Genomic DNA, 17,456 nt, shown 5'->3' with positions numbered 1-17,456 from the left:
CAGTTCGATCGGTCCCTTGATGCCCGCGGCCGCCGCAACTTGTCGGCCGGGTGAACCGTTTGTTTTCCTTGCCCCGGTTGTGGCGCAGCCAACTTGATCCATCCCAGTCGGCAATCCCCAGGCGGCTCGCCGATTTTTCCATCAACCGCTCATCGTTTTTCGTTTCCCTTATGGCTACTGAAGTAAAACTTCCCGATCTGGGTGACGGCATCGAATCTGGTGACGTCCTGGAAATCTTTGTCTCCGTTGGCGATGTCATCACCGAAGGCCAAGACATCGTCGAAATGGAAACCGACAAGGCGACCGTTCCGGTTCCGGCGTCCGCCGGCGGGAAGGTCACCAAGATTGTTGTCAGTGAAGGCGATTCGGTGCCGATCGGTGCGGTGCTGTTGGAAGTCGAAGCAGCCGAGGGTGCCGCCCAAGCGGAAGCTCCCGCGGAGCCGCCCGCGCAGGAAGCTGCTGAACCGGAACAGGAAGCTGAGCCGGAGCCAGAGCCGGAACCCGCCGCGCAGCAACCGGCCGCATCGAGCCAGGCGGCACCTGCGCCCCAGCCGACAACTGCCGCGCCTGCCAAGCCCGCTTCGACCGCTTCTTCGGATGCCCCCGCCCCGGCGAATCCGCCTGCCTCACCCGCCCCAGCGACGGGCCAATCGACCGCGCCCGGCGGCGCGATCCCCGCTGGACCGGCCGTGCGACGGTTCGCGCGGGAGGTCGGTGTCGACTTGAGCCGAGTGCAAGGCACCGGGGAAGGCGGACGCATCACCCGCGACGACGTGTTGACCGCCGTCCGCGCGGCCAGCCAATCGGCCGCTCGTCCCGCTGCCGCGTCGACGCCGACCGGCGCTAGCGCGACCGCGACGGCTCAGCAGGTGGCTCCCGGGGCCGATCTGCCGGGGACGCCCGACGTCGATGACCACGGCACGATTCGCGTCGAACGGATGAGCAAGATCCGCAAGACGATCAGCAAGCAAATGCACGCCAGCTGGTCGACCGTGCCGCGTGTGACCAACTTCGACGATGCCGACATCACCGAACTGGAACGGCTCCGCCAGAGCAGCAAGGAAGACTACGCCCAGCAAGGATTGAAGCTGACCACGATGCCGTTCTTGATCAAAGCCGTCGCCACGGCTTTGAAGCATCACCCCTCCATCAACGCGACGATCGACGAAGAAAACGAGCAGTTGATCTACAAGGAGTACGTCAACGTCGGAATCGCCGTGGATACCGATCGCGGGCTGGTCGTGCCGGTGATGAAGAACGCCGACCACATGAGCATCCCGGATACGACACGTGCTTTGGCCGACATGGCCGGCAAGGTCCGCAGCGGCCAATTTGCCGTGAACGATCTTCGCGGAGGCACGTTCACGATCAGCAACCTGGGAGCGATCGGGGGACAGTATTCCACACCGATCGTCAACATTCCGGAAGTCGCCATCCTGCTGGTGGGACGAAGTCGAAAACTGCCGGTTGTGATGCCCGATGATTCGATCCAGGCTCGTTTGATGATGCCGTTGTCGCTGTCTTATGATCACCGATTGGTCGACGGAGGCACCGCGGCAAGATTCCTGAACGACGTGATCGGATACTTGGAGGCTCCCAGCCGGCTGCTGCTGGCGTTCTGATCCGTCCCCTTCTTGCTGAAAGGTCGTGCAGCTTTCCGAGCCGGGAAAAGACTTGCTTTTCTGAGATTCACCTTCCCTCCGAGAGGGTCAAAGGCGAGGCACGAGCCGTTGGGGAGGGTGCGTTAAAGAGACGGCTTAGATCAATGGCGACGGACATTCCCTCCCCGCGTCGTCGCGGGGGCTCCTCCGCGACCCTCCCGGAGAGAGGGTGAAGCAATGCTGCGCGACCTCTGAAAAGGCGGATGAAGTCCATGCACGCACCACCTCGTGGGTGGGTGAAGGGTGTTCGGGTAAGTGGTGTCTCCGAACAGCAGACAAACACGCTCTAAAGACTGGACAAACGTTGCCGCAATCGGATCGGTTGTCGGGTGTGTGACGCGAGCGATGCAATCGGTTGCTGCGGTGCGGCTGCGAATGCGCATTCAACAAGGGATCGCTTCACGGGGCATCATTCGGCGGCTTGTTTGTGCGTGCCGCCGGATCGGCGCATTTTTGCGGGGTCCCCGACATCACGCAGAACGGTCACAACTCGCCCGATCGGAAACAAAAAATCGACTCTGACGAACCTTGCTTCCGGATGACTGAGCACGTTTGCTAGACTTTTCTGTTCTAATTGGAATTCGCCGCTGTGACCTCTTGTCTGCTTCGCGGCGGACTCCTGTTCCGGCGTCGCGCCCCAACTGAAACCGCTTTTCTTGTGGAGATTGTCGTTGATGACCAACGCGAATGGACTTCGTTCGTTTTTCGGGCTTCCCCAGCGCACCACGTCGTTGATTCACGTGGCGATCATTGTGTTGGCGGCCCTGTGCTGTATTGCCGGTCCGGTGTCATCGAGTTGGGCGCAAGACGATGCCGCGGAAGAATTCGGTGACATTGCGGGACCAGGTGAAGAGCCCGCGGCGGAGCCTCCTGCCGGGGCAGGGGATGCCGCACCGCCCCCCGGCGGCTCTCCGGGAGCGACATCGAAGGACACCGACACGATGTTGGAGTGGGTGACCAAGTCGCTTGGCTACACCTACATGATCGTGTTTCTGCTGCTCTCGGTCACGCTGGTTTCACTGTTCGTGATGAACATGCTGGCGGCGCGACGTGAGACCTTGTGCCCGCAGGAGCTGGTCGAAGGGTTTGAAGAGAAGCTGAACGAAAAACAGTTTCAGGAGGCCTACGATCTGGCGCGGACGGACGAATCCGTGTTGGGCCAAGTGCTCTCGGCCGGCTTGGCGAAGCTGTCGCGAGGCTACAACAAAGCGATTGAAGGGATGCAGGAAGTGGGTGAGGAAGAGAGCATGAAGCTGGAGCACCGCCTGAGCTACATGGCATTGATCGGGAACCTGAGTCCCATGATCGGACTGTTCGGAACCGTCCAAGGGATGATCTCTTCATTCCGCGTCATTGCGACCAGCCCGACGACACCAAAGCCGTCTCAGTTGGCCGAAGGGATTTCCACGGCGTTGTTCACCACCCTGGTCGGACTGGCAATCGCGATCCCCGCCATCGCCGCCTACAACATTCTGCGAAACCGCGTGGCAAGTTTGCTGCTGGAAGTCGGCGTGACCAGCGAGAACTTGATGAGCCGCTTTGAGGATGTTCAACCCGGAGGCGGCCTGAAGTGAGGGTCAAGTCGAACAAGCCGGATCTGGCCGAAGGGGATCTGACCCCGATGATCGATATGACGTTCCAGTTGATCGCTTTCTTCATGGTGTTGATCAACTTTTCCCAAACGGAATCCAATGAGCGGGTCGTGCTGCCCAGCAGCCAGCTGGTGAAACCGCCGGAAGCCCCGTTGGACTTCCCGATCATTTTGCATGTTGCCCAAGATGGTGAGATCATCTTGGGGGGTGAAAGCTACACTACCGAGACACTGAGCACCGGATTGCGGCGTGAATTGGCTGTGATGCGTGCCGAAAAGAAATCCGCCAGTGACGCCAACGTGATCATCCGGGGTCACCAGGATGTCGCCGCGGGCGAGATTCAGGAAATCATCCGAGTGGCTCAGGAGAACGAACTGGAACGGTTCGCATTGCGCGCCAAGGAGGACCGGTCATGAAAATGCGGCACCCCGTTGAACGGGAGAAGAACGAACTGAACATGACCAGCATGATTGACATCGTCTTTCTGCTGCTGGTGTTCTTCGTGATGACGTTCAAGATCGTCGAAATGGAAGGCGACTTCAGCATCCGAATGCCGCTTGCGGGCAGCGGCGGAGCGACTTCCGACGTGACGGACCTGCCACTGAAGTTGCGGTTGCGTGCGGACAACCAAGGTCGGCTGACTTCGATGTCGCTCAACGAGATCAATCTGGGAAACGATTTCGACCAGCTGCGCGCGAACGTCATTTCGCTGGTTGGAACCGACGCCCCGGCGGAAGGTGAAGAGGGACCGGAAATCGAAATCGACACCGATTACAACCTGCGTTACGCGTACGTGATCCAAGCGATCACCGCCGTCAGCGGTTACCGCGACGAAACCGACCAGGTGGTCAAGTTGATCGAACGCATCAAGTTCGCAAAGCCCCGCCGCTAGCTTCGGAAAAGGGGACGGGGGTCAATAGTGCGTAGCACCCGAAGGGCCGTTCCGGCTATTGACCCCCGTCCCCTTTTCCTCAGTTCGCGGGGATTGGGGCGCTGGCGATCAGGTGTTCTTCGACCAGCTGGCCGTTTGCGAGGTGCTCGTCAAAGATCCGATCGATCACCTCCGGCGTGCAGCCGCCGTACCAGGCTCCCTCGGGCAGCACCCCGATGATGGGGCCGCCTTTGCAGACGCCGATGCAGGACGATTTGATTCGCAAGACCGACCGCTGACCGGATTTTCTCCACTGCTTTGCCCGCTGCTTCAAATGCTTCCAGGCGACGTTCATGGATTCGCCGCTGCAACACTTGGACGTTTTCCGGTCCACGCACATCACCAGCGTGTACTGAGCGTCATTGAAGCCCAGTTTGTCAGCTTTTCGACGGGCCTGTTTCAAACGATCCGACATAAAATTCCGGCGGAGAGGGGAATCATTCGTCGCGATTGATGACCGGTTCAGAAACTCCTTTGCCGGGATCATTCACGTCGGGAGAATTCACGGTTCCTTCCAACTCGCGATTTTGCTCGCGCTGTTTCGCCTGGATGGACTGGCCGATCAGTTCGGTCAGCTGGTCTTCGTCCAGTTCCTCTTCCTCGGTCAAGGCTTTGGCAATCTTGTCCAGGTCGCCCCGGTGTTCGCGAAGCAGTTGTTCGGCCCGCTGATCGGCTTCCATCAAGATTCGGCCGACCTCCTCGTCGATCAATTCCTGCGTGTGCTCGCTGAACTGTCGTGAGCGGTGCATCTCGCGCCCCAGAAACGGGTCCTCGTCGCTGGTCTTGTAGCACACCGGCCCCAATTTGGGGCTCATCCCCCAGTGCGTGACCATCTTGCGGGCGATGCTGGTGGCGCGTTCCAAATCGTTTTCGGCCCCCACCGTCGGCTCATCGTAGATGATCTTCTCAGCGGCTCGGCCACCGAGCAGCACGATCAACTGATGTTCCAACTCTTTCTTGCTGATGTTCAAACGATCTTCGTTGGGGACGTACTGCGTGACGCCGAGGGCCCGTCCTCGTGGCACGATGGTGACCTTGTGCACGGTGTGGGCGCCGTCCAAATGCCATGCGGTCAGGGTATGACCGGCTTCATGGTAGGCGGTCTTTTCTTTCTCAATCCCCTTCAGGACCTCTTCACGCTTGGCCCCCATCAGGATCTTGTCCCGTGCGTAGTCAAAATCGCTCATGCTGACGGCTTTCTTGTTTTGCCGTGCGGCCCACAAGGCGGCTTCGTTGACCATGTTCTGGATGTCGGCTCCGGTCAGTCCGATCGTGCCAGCAGCCAGTCGGTCCAGTTTGACGTCGTCGTCCAGCGGCACATCGCGGACGTGAACCTTGAAGATTTCCTCGCGGCCCTTCATGGTGGGACGGTTGACCGTCACGTGACGGTCGAAGCGTCCGGGACGCAATAGTGCCGGGTCCAGCACGTCGGGGCGGTTGGTTGCGGCGATCACGATCACCGCTTGGCTGGGTGTGAATCCATCCATTTCGCCCAGGATCTGATTCAACGTCTGTTCACGCTCGTCATGTCCGCCGCCCAATCCGGCACCGCGCTGACGTCCGACCGCGTCGATTTCGTCGATGAAAATGATGGCCGGGCTGTTTTGTTTTGCGGTCTGGAACAGGTCGCGGACACGGCTGGCACCGACACCGACAAACATCTGGATGAATTCGCTGCCGTTGACCGAGTAGAACGGGACTTCAGCTTCGCCCGCGACCGCACGCGCCAGCAGGGTTTTCCCCGTACCGGGAGGGCCGTTCAACAGCACACCCTTGGGAACACGGCCGCCCAGTTTTTGGAACTTGTCGGGGGTCTTCAGGTAGTCGACGATTTCTTGCAGATCGGCTTTCACGCCCTCCAGGCCGGCCACATCTTCGAACGTGACCGTCTTGTCATTGGCCTCGAATCGCTTCGCCGGGCTCTTTCCGAATCCTGATAGGAACCCCCCGCCCATCATGTCGTTCCGTGTGCGACGGATCATCATGAACACGAACAGGAAGACCGCCAGCGGCAGCCCGATGAAGACCAGCAAGTTGATCAATTCCTGGGTGTTGTCCGGCGGCTGGAAGTCGTAGGGAACGTCGGCATCGATCAGTTCCCCCTCCAGGCGGGCGGAGGACTGCGGGTCCAGCGAGATGTTGAAGTAGAACTTCTTATCCAGCTCGACCGGGTCGCCGTTGTCGTCCTTCTCGTAGTGTTCCACGCCATCCTTGATCGTCGGCGGCGCTTTGGGCGGAGTGCGGAACGTTCCGGTGACGACACGCTCGCCGATGCTGACCCGTTCGACGTTGTTTTTCTTCAACTGCTCCCGAAAGAAGCTGGCTGAAATCGACGAACCCGGATCCTCCGAACGCCAAAACACGATCGCAAAGGCAATCGCAAGGACGATGGCGATCAGAAGTCCGTTGTTCTTACGCGGTCCAGGATTCTGCGCGTCTGTGTCTTCGCGACGGTTTTCCATTAGTGGTCTTTAGGCTGGTACCAACCCGCCGAACTGCGGCGGGAAAATCTCTGAAAAATTCGAAAGAATCGGTGCGGTTTTGGGCGGGTGACGTGATGACAGACGGCGGGCGGCCTGCCCAAGCGTGAGCAAACCCAATGCCAGAGTGTGCCGCAGGCAATCGAGCGTAGCACGTCGGTATGTTAAATCTGTGTCAAAGCATTCCCCAAAACCAAGTCTGGGGGCCGAATGAACCCGGGGGGATTGCCCTCTCCGAAGGTCGTCAGGGGTCTGATTGTAGCAATTTGCACGAAAAAGGCTTCCCGGGTTTTCGGTCGTCGGAGGCTAGGCCGGCCGGCCGGTTGAGATCAGCAATGCTGGACCGGGGAACCAGCCCGCCGGTTGCGATCCTTTCAACCGACCCGCCGAGCGGATTGACCCTTTCAGCCGGCTCAGTTGTGCCAGCTTGCCGAGACCTGTCGCCCCTGGTTGGCGGCTTCTTTCAGTTGCCGAGACACCTCTCGGCGTGACAGACGCCGAATCTGACAAACTTCCTGCATGGTGAAGCCCTCGGAGAACAACCGCCACGTCCAATACGAGTCTCGCGTCGCCACCGAGTCATCCTGGCTGTCGGGCTGGTTGGCCACCGCACTCTCCACCGGCGGCGGCATCGGGTGTCCGGCGTCACTACGTGCGGAGTGGTCCGTTGGGTCGATGGGGCCGGTATCGCCCAGTGGTCGATCGGTTCTCAGGGAGGATTCCCGGGCGTCTTGTTCCGTGTCGGTCACATCCGTCTCCGGCACATCCGTCTCCGGCACATCCGTCGCCGGCACCGTCGAGAGCTCTTGGAACACCGTTGGCCCGCTCCCAGCCTGCTCACGTCCATTTGTGCTGTTGCGGGCCGCGGCCGCGGGACTGTCCTGGGCAGCGGCGGGACTGTCCTGGGCAGCGGGATCGTCCCCGATGGCGGCGGCGGACACGCACTCGCGGATCATTTCCAGAATGTCATAGCCGTGCTGTTCCATCGTCGCCGGACCGATCCCCGAGACGTCTTCCAACGCGGTGCTGGATTCCGGACGTAATTCGGCCAGGCGGTCGATGGTCGAATTGGTCAGGACACGAAATGCCGGTACTCCTAAGGCGGCGGAAATCCGCCGCCGCCAGCGACGCAGTGTTTCCCGGATCTCCTTGACCAGCTTCTGTTCCGGGTCGGTCAACGCGTCCAAGGTGACCGAAATCGGCTCATCGGTTGCCGCGGCTTCCGGCACCGAATCGGACTCCGCTTCGGCCGCTGGTCGCTCGGGAGCGCCGTCCGGGTCGGAGTGGGATACGGATTCTTCGGCTCCCCGCGATCGGGCGTCGTCGTCGCCACGCGAGACATCGCTGGACTCGATTCCTCGGGCGGCGAGTGCCAAAGATCTAGCCAGCGACTTCGACAACTGCAGCGATCCCGGGATCTCCGTTTTCAGGTGCATGACCTGTTTGCCCACGTCGTTGATCGCGATGGTCGGGCGACGTTGGTCGACTTCGCGTTGATCGACCAGCCCGGCTTCGATCAACGCATCAATCACCTTGACCAGTTGGGACTGCTTCATCGACGACAACATCCCATAGGTGCTCAGACGTTGCAGTTTCCATTGCGACATGCGTTTGTTTTGAGACCCGCAAAGCATTTGGGCGACCAGGTTCTTGCCGAACCGTCCATGCATGCGCGTGACGCCGCTCAACACGACTCGAATGCCGCATACGAGCGATCGGGCATCCGATTCGGAAAGTCCGGCCGTCATCGCGGCGCGACCGTCCGCGGTTGCCTGATCGGTGCCGCAGCGGTCGCAGTTGCCACAATCGCGGCTGTCCGGATCGCCAAAGTAGTCCAGGATCACACGTTGGCGACAGCCGCTGGAGCGGGCGAAACCGATCACCGATTCCAGCTTGGCGTACTCCGACGCCTTCCGCCGTGCGAGTTCATCGAAATCGATTTCCAGGTCATCAAACTTCATGTCGCGGCGGACGAAGTGGATCGCCCGACCGCGAAACGGCGGCACGTAATCAAACGCGTTCAGTCGGCTGAGCTCTCGCAGCGTTCGCATCAGCTGGTCCCGTTGGACGTCGGCAAGCTCCATCAAGCGTCGCGGCGTGACAAACACATCATCGTGTCGTCTCCGGCCGATGACCTTCTCCACGGCTTGCATCACCCGTCGTCGAAGTTTTGCCTCGCGAGGGAGAAACTCCTGCAGCGACGCTTCGTCCGTGTCCAGGCGGACAATCATTTGGTTCTGTCCGCTGTCCAGTCGACGCAACACGCCGGTTTTCGCCAGCAGGGTTTCGGCGGTCCCGATCGATTCCGAACTGTCCGCGGAGATCCCTTCACGGACCTGTTCAAGCGTCAGCTCAATCGGGTCCTCGGTGCGCGACAACAGGTACTCGTAGACCTTCTGAACCGTCTCGCGGGAGGGGTACCGGTTCTCGATGAAGAACTCCTGGATGTATCGATCCTGGTACGAGAAGAACAGTCGGCAATCGCTCGGCTGTCCGTCGCGGCCGGCGCGGCCTGCCTCCTGGTAATAAGCTTCCAACGTTCCGGGCATGTTGTAGTGGGCGACGAAGCGAATGTCGGCCTTGTCGATGCCCATTCCGAAGGCGTTGGTCGCGACGATCGCGGACAACTTTCCTTCCATGAACTTTTCCTGGACCGATTTGCGCTGCATGGGATCCATGCCGCCGTGGTACACCCCGATCGGGCGACGGGTCTTTTCCGGCAACCAGTCTCCGACGGCCTCGCAGGCGCGCCGCGTCGCCGCGTAAATGATTCCGGCACCCTCCTGCTGCTGCACGTACTCGATCAGTTGCTGTTCTTTCTCACTGTCCGTTTTGCTTTGGGCAACGCCGAGGTGCAGGTTGGTCCGGGCAAACCCGGTCACAAATACTTTCGGGTCACTCAGCCCCAGCAGATCGCAGACGTCGTCGCGGACCGCCGGCGTCGCGGTGGCGGTCAGGGCGATGGTTTGCAGTCCGTTCAGGTACCGCCGACGGACTTGTCCCAATCTCGCGTAGTCCGGCCGAAAGTCGTGTCCCCATTCGCTGACGCAGTGTGCTTCGTCGACGGCCAACAGCGTGACGTGGCTCTGCTCCAGGCATTCCAGAAAGCGGCCGTTGCGTAACCGTTCCGGGGCGACGTAGACCAGCTGCAACGATCCTCGTCGCATCTCCTCCATCACGTCTTCCTGTTCGCGCAGGCCCTGAGTGGAATTGATCAGCTTTGCCTCGATGCCCAACCGCTGCAGCGAGTCGACTTGATCCTTCATCAGGGCGATCAACGGCGAGACGACGATCGTGGTGCCGTCGCGTGCCAGTGTCGGCAACTGGTAACAGAGGCTCTTTCCGCCTCCGGTGGGCATCACGCACATCACGTCTTCGCCGCGCCCGACGGCCTCAATCACATCCAGCTGGCCGGGTCGGAAACGCGACAATCCGAATCGCGATAGCAGCGACTCGGGGTCGGTCTGGCGGGCGTTCATGGCAACTTCCTTCCGGTCATACAGGCAGACGAATCGGCATTCTCCCGCGACACCTACCTTCCACGTCGCGCAGCCGCCCCCGCTCCCGGCGGTCCGGTCGCCCGTGCCGATAGCCGGTGGTACTGCCGTCGTCTATAATCCGCTGTTCCACTACGACTGCGGTCTTGTGCCCCAAGAGAGAATCAGATGGAAACGATCAATCGAAAACAAACTGCCGCCCGCGTCGCCTTCGGCGTGCTGGCGATCGTTTTGTGCCCCGTTGCGGTGTTGGTGACGCTGGCGGCTCCGGCCCGGGCGAACAACCCCGCGGCGGACAGCATCGTGTTTTCGGATGACTTTGAAAACGGGACCGAACAATGGGAAATGCTGGATCCCAAAACATGGAAACATAGCAAACGCGACGGTTCGATGTCGATCGAAATCACCGATCGCCAAAGTGAATACAAGCCGCCGGTGCGCAGCCCCCTGCACGTCGCGTTGATCAAAGGGCTGAAACTGGGGAGCTTCGAGATCACGTTCCGTGTCAAGAGCACCAAGGACACCGGTAATCATCGCGATTGCTGTGTGTTTTTCAACTATCAAGACGACCAGCACTTTTACTACGTGCATTTGGGTGCCCGCCCCGACCCGCACAGCGGCCAGATCATGATCGTCAACGAGGCGCCGCGGTTGGCACTCACGACCAACGAGAAAACGACGCCGTGGGACGATCAGTGGCACGACGTCAAGCTGGTCCGCGACGTCGACACGGGAGAAATCAGCATCTATTTCGACGACATGGAATCGCCACACATGTCGGTCATCGACAAAACCTTCACGGACGGTCGCATCGGACTGGGGTCCTTTGATGACTTGAATGCCTTCGACAACGTCGTGGTCAAAGCGAAGTAGCGCCGACGCGACGACTTGTTGAAGTCGACAAAGGGGCAATTTGGCTGGTGACCGATTACGTGATGAAGTGAGTGAAGGATGAGTGAATACGGGATGTTTAGCGATGACTTCTACCTGAACATGAACCTGGCAACCGAAATGGATTTGCCGCAAAATCGGGAATCGGTGCTGCACTATTTTGAACAGGTGCGGCGTCGATACCCTTCGATGATGAATTTCTATTCGCGTGAGAAATCGGAATTTGTTCTGGAGGAAGAGAAAGAGCAGGGCGCTTATCGTTGGGTTTCGATTGAGCCGCGACGATTGAACAGCGGGGCCGTCAATCCGGACTCCTTGGAGTCCGCGATCGAGCAGCATCGGAGCGTGTTGGAACTGGTCCCCTACGAGTTGTCGATCACCCCGTTGGACTGCGAATCGTTGAGCGTGATGCTGGGGTTTGACTTCAATTACCGGGGCAACCACAACGAGATTCTGACCCAGGCGGTCGGCATTGCTCCCGGGCTGGAACGCTTCGCGTGTCTGCCCTACGGCAAGGTGCTGTCCAACGAACCGTCAATCCAATTCGCATTGGACGAGGATTGTCGCACCCAGTGTCGGATCAGTTTTGAATCTCGGACGACCGCCTACCAGGTTCGCACCGGAGATTACAGCGAGGACCAGCTGAGCGTCTATCTGACCGTGCGTCGCTACGACAGTTTGGGGCCCGATGAAACCTTTGACAAAGAATTCGAGCGGTTGGCGGCGTTGTGCCGCGATCTGGTCGACGAGTACCTGGTCGGCGCCGTGCTGAGACCGCTGCAGGAAGCGATCTCGTTGCATTAGGCATTGTCTGAACAGTCGCAGAACCCCGTAGCTGTCGTCGCGGTAACGTCGGATAGCCATGCTCTGGCGAGCGTAGCTGCACGGTTTCCTTCAATGGCTTTGCCGGACAGCGCCCGTCTGACGTAATTACGCTCGCCAGAGCGTGGAAGTTGCAGCTTTGCCACCGTCTGGCGACGGTAGCTACATCGACTTTTCAGACTGCGCCCGTCTGAGGTAGCCACGCTCGCCAGAGCGTGGAAGATGCAGCCTTGGTTGGCCACCGTCTGGCGACGGTAGCTACATCGACTTTTCGGACAGCGCCTAGCACTCTTCCACGTTTTACCCTCCAACCGGATCAGAACTGGAAGTAGACGAACGGCGAAAAGCCTCGCGGAGAGTACAGCAGCAGCGTCCAAATCAGCAGGGCGGTCGCCGTCGGGGTGTACCAGCGGTCCGCCGGCAGATGCATCCAGAGACGTGCACGCGTCGACCAGAGCAAGTGGTCGACCACGAGAATCGCGCAAGCCAAAACAGCCAGCGGCGGAAACCAGTCGATTCCGGATCGCGTGAAGCACAGTTGTGAATAGATCGTCGCGGCTCTCTGCCAGGTCTCGCTGCGGAAAAGCACCCAGCCGGCCAACACCACCGCCAACGTGGTCATTCGTCCGATGACCGGTCCCACCCGTGCGCCCGGCCTCAACCGCGTCCGGACCGTGTGTTCGACAACCAATGCGAGCCCGTGCAGGGTTCCCCACAGCACAAACGTCCAGGCGGCACCGTGCCAAAGACCGCCCAGCACCATGGTCACCATCAGGTTCCATTTCGTCCGCCACCGACCACGGCGATTCCCGCCCAGCGAGATGTACAGGTAGTCGCGCAACCAGCGCGACAACGTGATGTGCCAGCGACGCCAGAACTCGGACAGGCTGGTCGCCAGATAGGGATGTCGAAAGTTGACCGGGAAGCGATACCCCAGCATCTTGGCGATCCCGATTGCAATGTCGCTGTAGCCCGAGAAGTCGTAGTAGATTTGGCCGGCATAGCCGATCACCGCCAGCCAGACCGTCCATCCGCTGTACAACTCCGGACCGGCAAAGACCACGTCGACCATTTCGCCCAAGCGATCTGCCAAGAGAACTTTCTTCACCAAACCGCGGAGGGCAAGTTGGAACCCGCCGTAGAAGCGACCCGACGACCATTGGGGAACCGTGGCCAGTTGGGGCAGCAATTCCACGGCGCGGACGATCGGCCCTGCGACCAATTGGGGAAAGAATGCGACGTAGAGCGCGAAATCCAACAGCGATCGCGTGGGGGCAATCTTGCCGCGATAAACGTCGATCGTGTAGCTGAGCGTCTGGAACGTGTAGAACGAAATCCCGACCGGCAGGACCAGGTCCAGCGTGCCCGGATTCGAGCCCCACCCATGGAAGATTGCCGCGGCGGATTCGATGAAAAAATTGAAGTACTTGAAGAAGGCCAGCACGCCCAGATTCACGAACAGGCTGACGCACAGGTACGTCCAACGGATGCGTGGATCGGTGGCCCGATCAATCCGTTGGGCGACCCAGTAGTCGACCAGCGTCGATAGCAGCAGCAAGCCGCAGAAACGAAGATCCCAGTAGGCATAGAAGTAATAGCTGGCTGCCAGCAAGACCGTGTTCCGGGATCGGCGACCAGGACAACGCCAAGCCACCAGGATCACCAGAATCAAAAACAGCAGGAATTCGATCTGCGTGAACAGCATCTCCGGTCAGTGCCCCACGACGCCGGTGGCGAAGGTATCGGCGATCGCCCGGGCGATGAGTTGATTCCCCGTTGCGTTGTAGTGGCCCACGCCAAACTGACCATTGTGAAAGCCGCGGGGCCAACGACCCGATTGGACGCTCCGTCGCATCGAATCCCGCAAGTCGACGACGGCGTATCCGCGTTCTCGGGCGAGTCGCTCAAAGGCGTCGAAGGCTTTCGCATCGGAATCTTTTTGGACGATCCGTCCCCTCGCGATGCTCGGAAACTTGGGAGCGTACAAGAACAAACAGGGACGATCGGTCACGCTTCGCAGTCGATCCAGTTGTGCCGCGTAAGGGGCGACCGGGGGTTCTTGTTCCTGGATCGGCGAAGCCGCGGCGGGAGCGGGTTGCCCCCAACGAGGCCGGAATCGCAGGGTTCGAAGTCCGCCGGTCTCCGCGTCGGTCACCAGGTTCCTGGACGCGTGGATCACAAAAGCCGGACACCAGGCGGCAATTTGGTTTTCCCACTCATCGGCCGCCCGCGATGTCGCGGACTCAGTCGCCACGGTTTCGACGGGGACCGCCCAATCCGAGAGCTCCACCACGAGGAACACGTGTGCCGCGGGCCCCAGCGTCGCCTCGATGCCGGCGATCTGGCAGATCCAGTCGTTCGCATTGTCGCCGCTGCGAGCCAAGGGTAACAGCGCGATGTCTTGTCCGGACACCTCGGCCACGACGGAGGCGACCTTCTGGTGATCGGCGACGCACACGCCTTCCGCCTGAGAATCCCCCCAAAAAGCCAATCGAATGCTGGCCGGGTCGTCGTCGGGTAATTCGGAAAGTCCCGGCATCCCGTGAGGGCCGATCGTCGTCGATGCGTAACCTTCACTGCGCCAGCGGTAATTCGAACCGGGCTGAAGGACTCTCACATTCCGATCGGTGTCGTAGGGACGTGGAAGATAACTGCGAACGAAACACGGGGAAGTGACCGCGATGATCGCCGTTGCCGCGACGACGCCGACGAGCCATCGGAGACCGTGATACGCGGCGGTCGGGACGCGTCGATCAGACAACAGCCAGCCTCGCAATCGGATGAGGAAAAACAATCGATGACGACCGGTGGTCGATTCCGCTACCGTTGGCGCCCGGGAAGCCCGTTGTTGGGCAGCCCGTTGTCAGCACAGGATCCAGTTCACGGCAACGAACATCATGTGCGAATCAATCCAGCCGATTCAGGTCGACGACAGACAAGTCGGCTCGGGTACAACTGGTTCAATTTACTTGCTTTTGTGGGTCAATTCCGCAAAGGTCGATCTAGCGATAAATGCATGCGGTCTCTGGTTCACCCTCCCGCGAGCGGGAGGGTCGCGGAGGAGCTTGCGACGACGCGGGGAGGGTTGTTACTGAGCCATGCGTTTTTGACATTCGCTTCCGATTCTACCCTCCCCGGAGTCTCGTTCCTCGCCTCCGACCCTCCCGCTTGCGGGAGGGTGAAGTGGCCAAGCACGATGTCGCTGGTCACAACTCAAAATGGAAGAACCACTACCGTGCGGTCCGCTTGGCCGGTTTTCCAAAAACCTGACGTGCGGACTCCGCGTCGGAATGCTGCAAAAGATAAGCGGTGCGGGAATCGGGGTCGATGCAGGTTTCTTGCAGCGTCTCCGCGTCGATGCTGGCCAGACCACGATAGCGTTGGTGCGAATGCGAAATCTTTCGGTCGTCGAGGTGCCGGCGCAAACGAGCGAGGTGTTCTTCGCTGTAGACCGAAATCGCGTCTCGGTAACCGTCAGCGGAAACGCGGAACAGAGGCGCCTTGATCAGCGAGACCCGCCGTTGGTCCAGCAGGGGACGCAGGTATTGATCAAAAAAAATCAGCATCAACGCGCCACAGTGAATCCCGTCGGCGTCGGGGTCAAACAAAAACAAGACACGCTCATACCGTAACGCGTCAAGATTCTCAGCGTTCCATCCCACTCCCAGGGCCTTGATCAACGCCTCGTACCAGGGATTCCGCCGCACGGACTTTTCGGAGGCCTTGGCGGCGTTCATCGGCTTGCCCTGCATGGGCAACACCGCTTGGCAGCGCTCATTCCGCAGACGCGCGACGCTGCGTGATGCCGAATCGCCTTCGACCAACAGCAGCTCGCTGCCGGGACCGTGCGAGCGGCAGTCGATCAGTTTGGTGTGTTGGGTGATCCACGTCATGGTTCGGCGATCGTGGAGGTCTGCGGGGACACCTTCGGTCAAAGATCGGTCGAATCGATCCAGCGTTTCATCAGCCCCTGATAAGCGTCCACGCGGCGGTCGCGCAGGAACGGCCAGTGGGTGCGAACGACGTCGATCTCGTCGAGCGAGCAGTCTGCACACAGCACCTGTTCGGCTTCATGATCGGCTTGCTCGACGATTTCTCCGCGGGGCGACACGACGAACGAGGCTCCCCAGAACTCGACGTCGCCTTCTTTCCCAACCCGATTGGGTGCGCCCAACCAAAGGCCGTTGGCGATCGCGTGTGCCCGCATGGACGTTTGCCACGCATCATGCTGGCCCGCACCAAACTCTTCTTTCTCGCCTTCGATCCACCCGATTGCGGTGGGATACAACAGGATCTCGGCACCGGCCAGTGCAAACAGGCGGGCTGCTTCGGGAAACCATTGGTCCCAACAAACACCGACTCCCAATCGCGCGTAGCGCGTTTGAATCGGCCGGAAGCCGAGGTCGCCCGGTGTGAAATAAAACTTCTCGTAGTAAAGTGGGTCGTCGGGGATGTGCATTTTTCGATACGTACCGGCGACGCTGCCATCGGCGTCGATCACGACGGCGGTGTTGTGATACATCCCCGGGGCGCGCTTTTCGAAGATGGGTGCGACAATCACGACTTCGTGCTCCGCGGCCAGCTTTCGCATCCGCTGCACGGATGGGCCGTCGGTGGGTTCGGCGAAATCGAAATGCGTGTGATCCTCCAGCTGACACAGATAGGCCGTTGCGAACAGCTCTTGCAGGCAAACGATCTGAGCCCCCTGGCTGGCGGCCTCGACCACCCGTTCTTCCACCCGGTCCAACATGTGATCGCGAGAACCGTGATGAGCCATTTGGACGAGAGCGAGACGAATGATTCGATGGTTCACGATGTCGAAAAACCTTGATCGGTGAGGGTGGAAATGTTGCAGATCCTTTGCGTGGCCGGGACCGACACGGAGGTCGGCAAAACGTACGTCGCAGCGAGACTGGCGCGGGACCTGCGCCGCCGTGGCGTCGCCGTTGGAGTGTACAAGCCGGTGGCCAGCGGTTGTATCCGCCGGCACGCTGAGCTTTCAGAAAAGGACCAGTCTTTAAAAAAAGCGACCGTTCCGAAAAGGGCTGTACCGAAAGCGGGCGGTGATGAACCCGAACTGCTGTCACTGGACGCGGTCCGGTTGTGGGAAGCGGCCGGGCAACCGTTGACGCTTTCGGCGGTGTGCCCGCAATGCTTCGAAGCCCCGCTCGCCCCGCCCCAGGCCGCCAAGCAAGCGGGAAAAACCGTCGACGTGGACGCCCTGTACGGCGGCGCGTCGCGGTGGGTCGGACACTGCGACCAGTTGATCATCGAAGGTGCCGGCGGACTGTTCAGTCCCCTCGCCGACGGCGTGCTGAACATCGATCTGTTTCGGCGTTGGCCCGATGCCCAGATTGTTCTGGTTGCGGCCAACCGGCTGGGGGCCATCCACCAGGTGATCGCCAGCGTTCGCGCGGCGGAACATGCGGGTCTGGCGATCGAGCGTGTGATCCTGTCGTCAGCCAGCCCCCACGGCGATGCGTCCACCCCGACCAACGCGCAGCAGATTCGCCGCTATTGCCCGGGCCAGTTGGTCACGGAGCTTGCCTGGGGGGAATGATCGCCCGCGTGGCCTTCGGCTT

Annotated in this window: 14 protein-coding genes; 7 read left to right on the top strand and 7 right to left on the bottom strand. The window is 60.3% G+C overall.

The genetic code is table 11. The annotated features are described in order from the left end of the window. Positions 1-170 precede the first annotated feature (170 nt). From FYK55_RS03915 to FYK55_RS03900, 4 genes are all read left to right on the top strand, one after another. Positions 171-1,622: a 2-oxo acid dehydrogenase subunit E2 gene (locus FYK55_RS03915; protein WP_150075063.1), complete on the top strand. Its 1,452-nt coding sequence runs from the start codon at positions 171-173 to the stop codon at positions 1,620-1,622. Between the two features lie 713 nt (positions 1,623-2,335). Further along, on the top strand, positions 2,336-3,235 hold the full coding sequence (locus FYK55_RS03910) for a MotA/TolQ/ExbB proton channel family protein (protein ID WP_150075062.1): 900 nt from the start codon (positions 2,336-2,338) through the stop codon (positions 3,233-3,235). Then, positions 3,232-3,669 carry an ExbD/TolR family protein gene (locus tag FYK55_RS03905; protein ID WP_150075061.1) on the top strand — a complete coding sequence of 146 codons (438 nt, stop codon included), beginning with the start codon at positions 3,232-3,234 and terminating at the stop codon, positions 3,667-3,669. The genes FYK55_RS03910 and FYK55_RS03905 overlap by 4 nt, the downstream gene beginning before the upstream one ends. Then, positions 3,666-4,145, top strand: coding sequence for an ExbD/TolR family protein (locus FYK55_RS03900; protein WP_150075060.1), 480 nt, complete (start codon positions 3,666-3,668; stop codon positions 4,143-4,145). The genes FYK55_RS03905 and FYK55_RS03900 overlap by 4 nt, the downstream gene beginning before the upstream one ends. A 79-nt stretch (positions 4,146-4,224) precedes the next feature. Here the strand turns inward: FYK55_RS03900 and FYK55_RS03895 are convergent, their stop codons facing one another. From FYK55_RS03895 to FYK55_RS03885, 3 genes are all read right to left on the bottom strand, one after another. Continuing rightward, the gene (locus FYK55_RS03895) at positions 4,225-4,599 is read right to left on the bottom strand and encodes a (2Fe-2S) ferredoxin domain-containing protein (protein ID WP_150075059.1); all 375 of its coding nucleotides are present in this window, start codon (positions 4,597-4,599) and stop codon (positions 4,225-4,227) included. A 22-nt stretch (positions 4,600-4,621) separates the two neighbouring features. After that, positions 4,622-6,646, bottom strand: coding sequence for an ATP-dependent zinc metalloprotease FtsH (gene ftsH / locus FYK55_RS03890; RefSeq protein ID WP_150075058.1), 2,025 nt, complete (start codon positions 6,644-6,646; stop codon positions 4,622-4,624). Between the two features lie 431 nt (positions 6,647-7,077). After that, positions 7,078-10,143, bottom strand: coding sequence for a RecQ family ATP-dependent DNA helicase (locus FYK55_RS03885; RefSeq protein ID WP_150075057.1), 3,066 nt, complete (start codon positions 10,141-10,143; stop codon positions 7,078-7,080). 186 nt (positions 10,144-10,329) lie between these two features. Here FYK55_RS03885 and FYK55_RS03880 point away from each other — a divergent pair, with 186 nt between their 5' ends. Together FYK55_RS03880 and FYK55_RS03875 are read left to right on the top strand one after the other, a co-directional pair. Beyond that, positions 10,330-11,034: a hypothetical protein gene (locus FYK55_RS03880; protein WP_235908399.1), complete on the top strand. Its 705-nt coding sequence runs from the start codon at positions 10,330-10,332 to the stop codon at positions 11,032-11,034. Positions 11,035-11,112: 78 nt separating this feature from the next. Continuing rightward, complete coding sequence (locus FYK55_RS03875; RefSeq protein ID WP_150075056.1) at positions 11,113-11,856, top strand: hypothetical protein; 744 nt, start codon at positions 11,113-11,115, stop codon at positions 11,854-11,856. Positions 11,857-12,190: 334 nt separating this feature from the next. Here the strand turns inward: FYK55_RS03875 and FYK55_RS03870 are convergent, their stop codons facing one another. The 4 genes from FYK55_RS03870 to FYK55_RS03855 all read right to left on the bottom strand — a co-directional run bounded on the left by FYK55_RS03870 (position 12,191) and on the right by FYK55_RS03855 (position 16,687). Next, positions 12,191-13,579 (bottom strand): MBOAT family O-acyltransferase, encoded by a 1,389-nt coding sequence (locus FYK55_RS03870; RefSeq protein WP_150075055.1) that lies wholly within the window; start codon positions 13,577-13,579, stop codon positions 12,191-12,193. Between the two features lie 6 nt (positions 13,580-13,585). Then, complete coding sequence (locus FYK55_RS03865; RefSeq protein ID WP_150075054.1) at positions 13,586-14,635, bottom strand: hypothetical protein; 1,050 nt, start codon at positions 14,633-14,635, stop codon at positions 13,586-13,588. Between the two features lie 469 nt (positions 14,636-15,104). Further along, positions 15,105-15,767 (bottom strand): toprim domain-containing protein, encoded by a 663-nt coding sequence (locus FYK55_RS03860; protein ID WP_150075053.1) that lies wholly within the window; start codon positions 15,765-15,767, stop codon positions 15,105-15,107. Between the two features lie 38 nt (positions 15,768-15,805). After that, positions 15,806-16,687, bottom strand: coding sequence for a carbon-nitrogen hydrolase (locus FYK55_RS03855; protein ID WP_315854035.1), 882 nt, complete (start codon positions 16,685-16,687; stop codon positions 15,806-15,808). A 33-nt stretch (positions 16,688-16,720) separates the two neighbouring features. Between FYK55_RS03855 and bioD the strand changes: the two genes are divergently transcribed. Beyond that, complete coding sequence (gene bioD, locus FYK55_RS03850; protein WP_150075052.1) at positions 16,721-17,434, top strand: dethiobiotin synthase; 714 nt, start codon at positions 16,721-16,723, stop codon at positions 17,432-17,434. Positions 17,435-17,456 lie beyond the last annotated feature (22 nt).

The organism is Roseiconus nitratireducens (assembly GCF_008629675.1).
GTDB lineage: Bacteria > Planctomycetota > Planctomycetia > Pirellulales > Pirellulaceae > Stieleria > Stieleria nitratireducens.
This window is presented reverse-complemented; position numbering and strand designations above follow the sequence as displayed.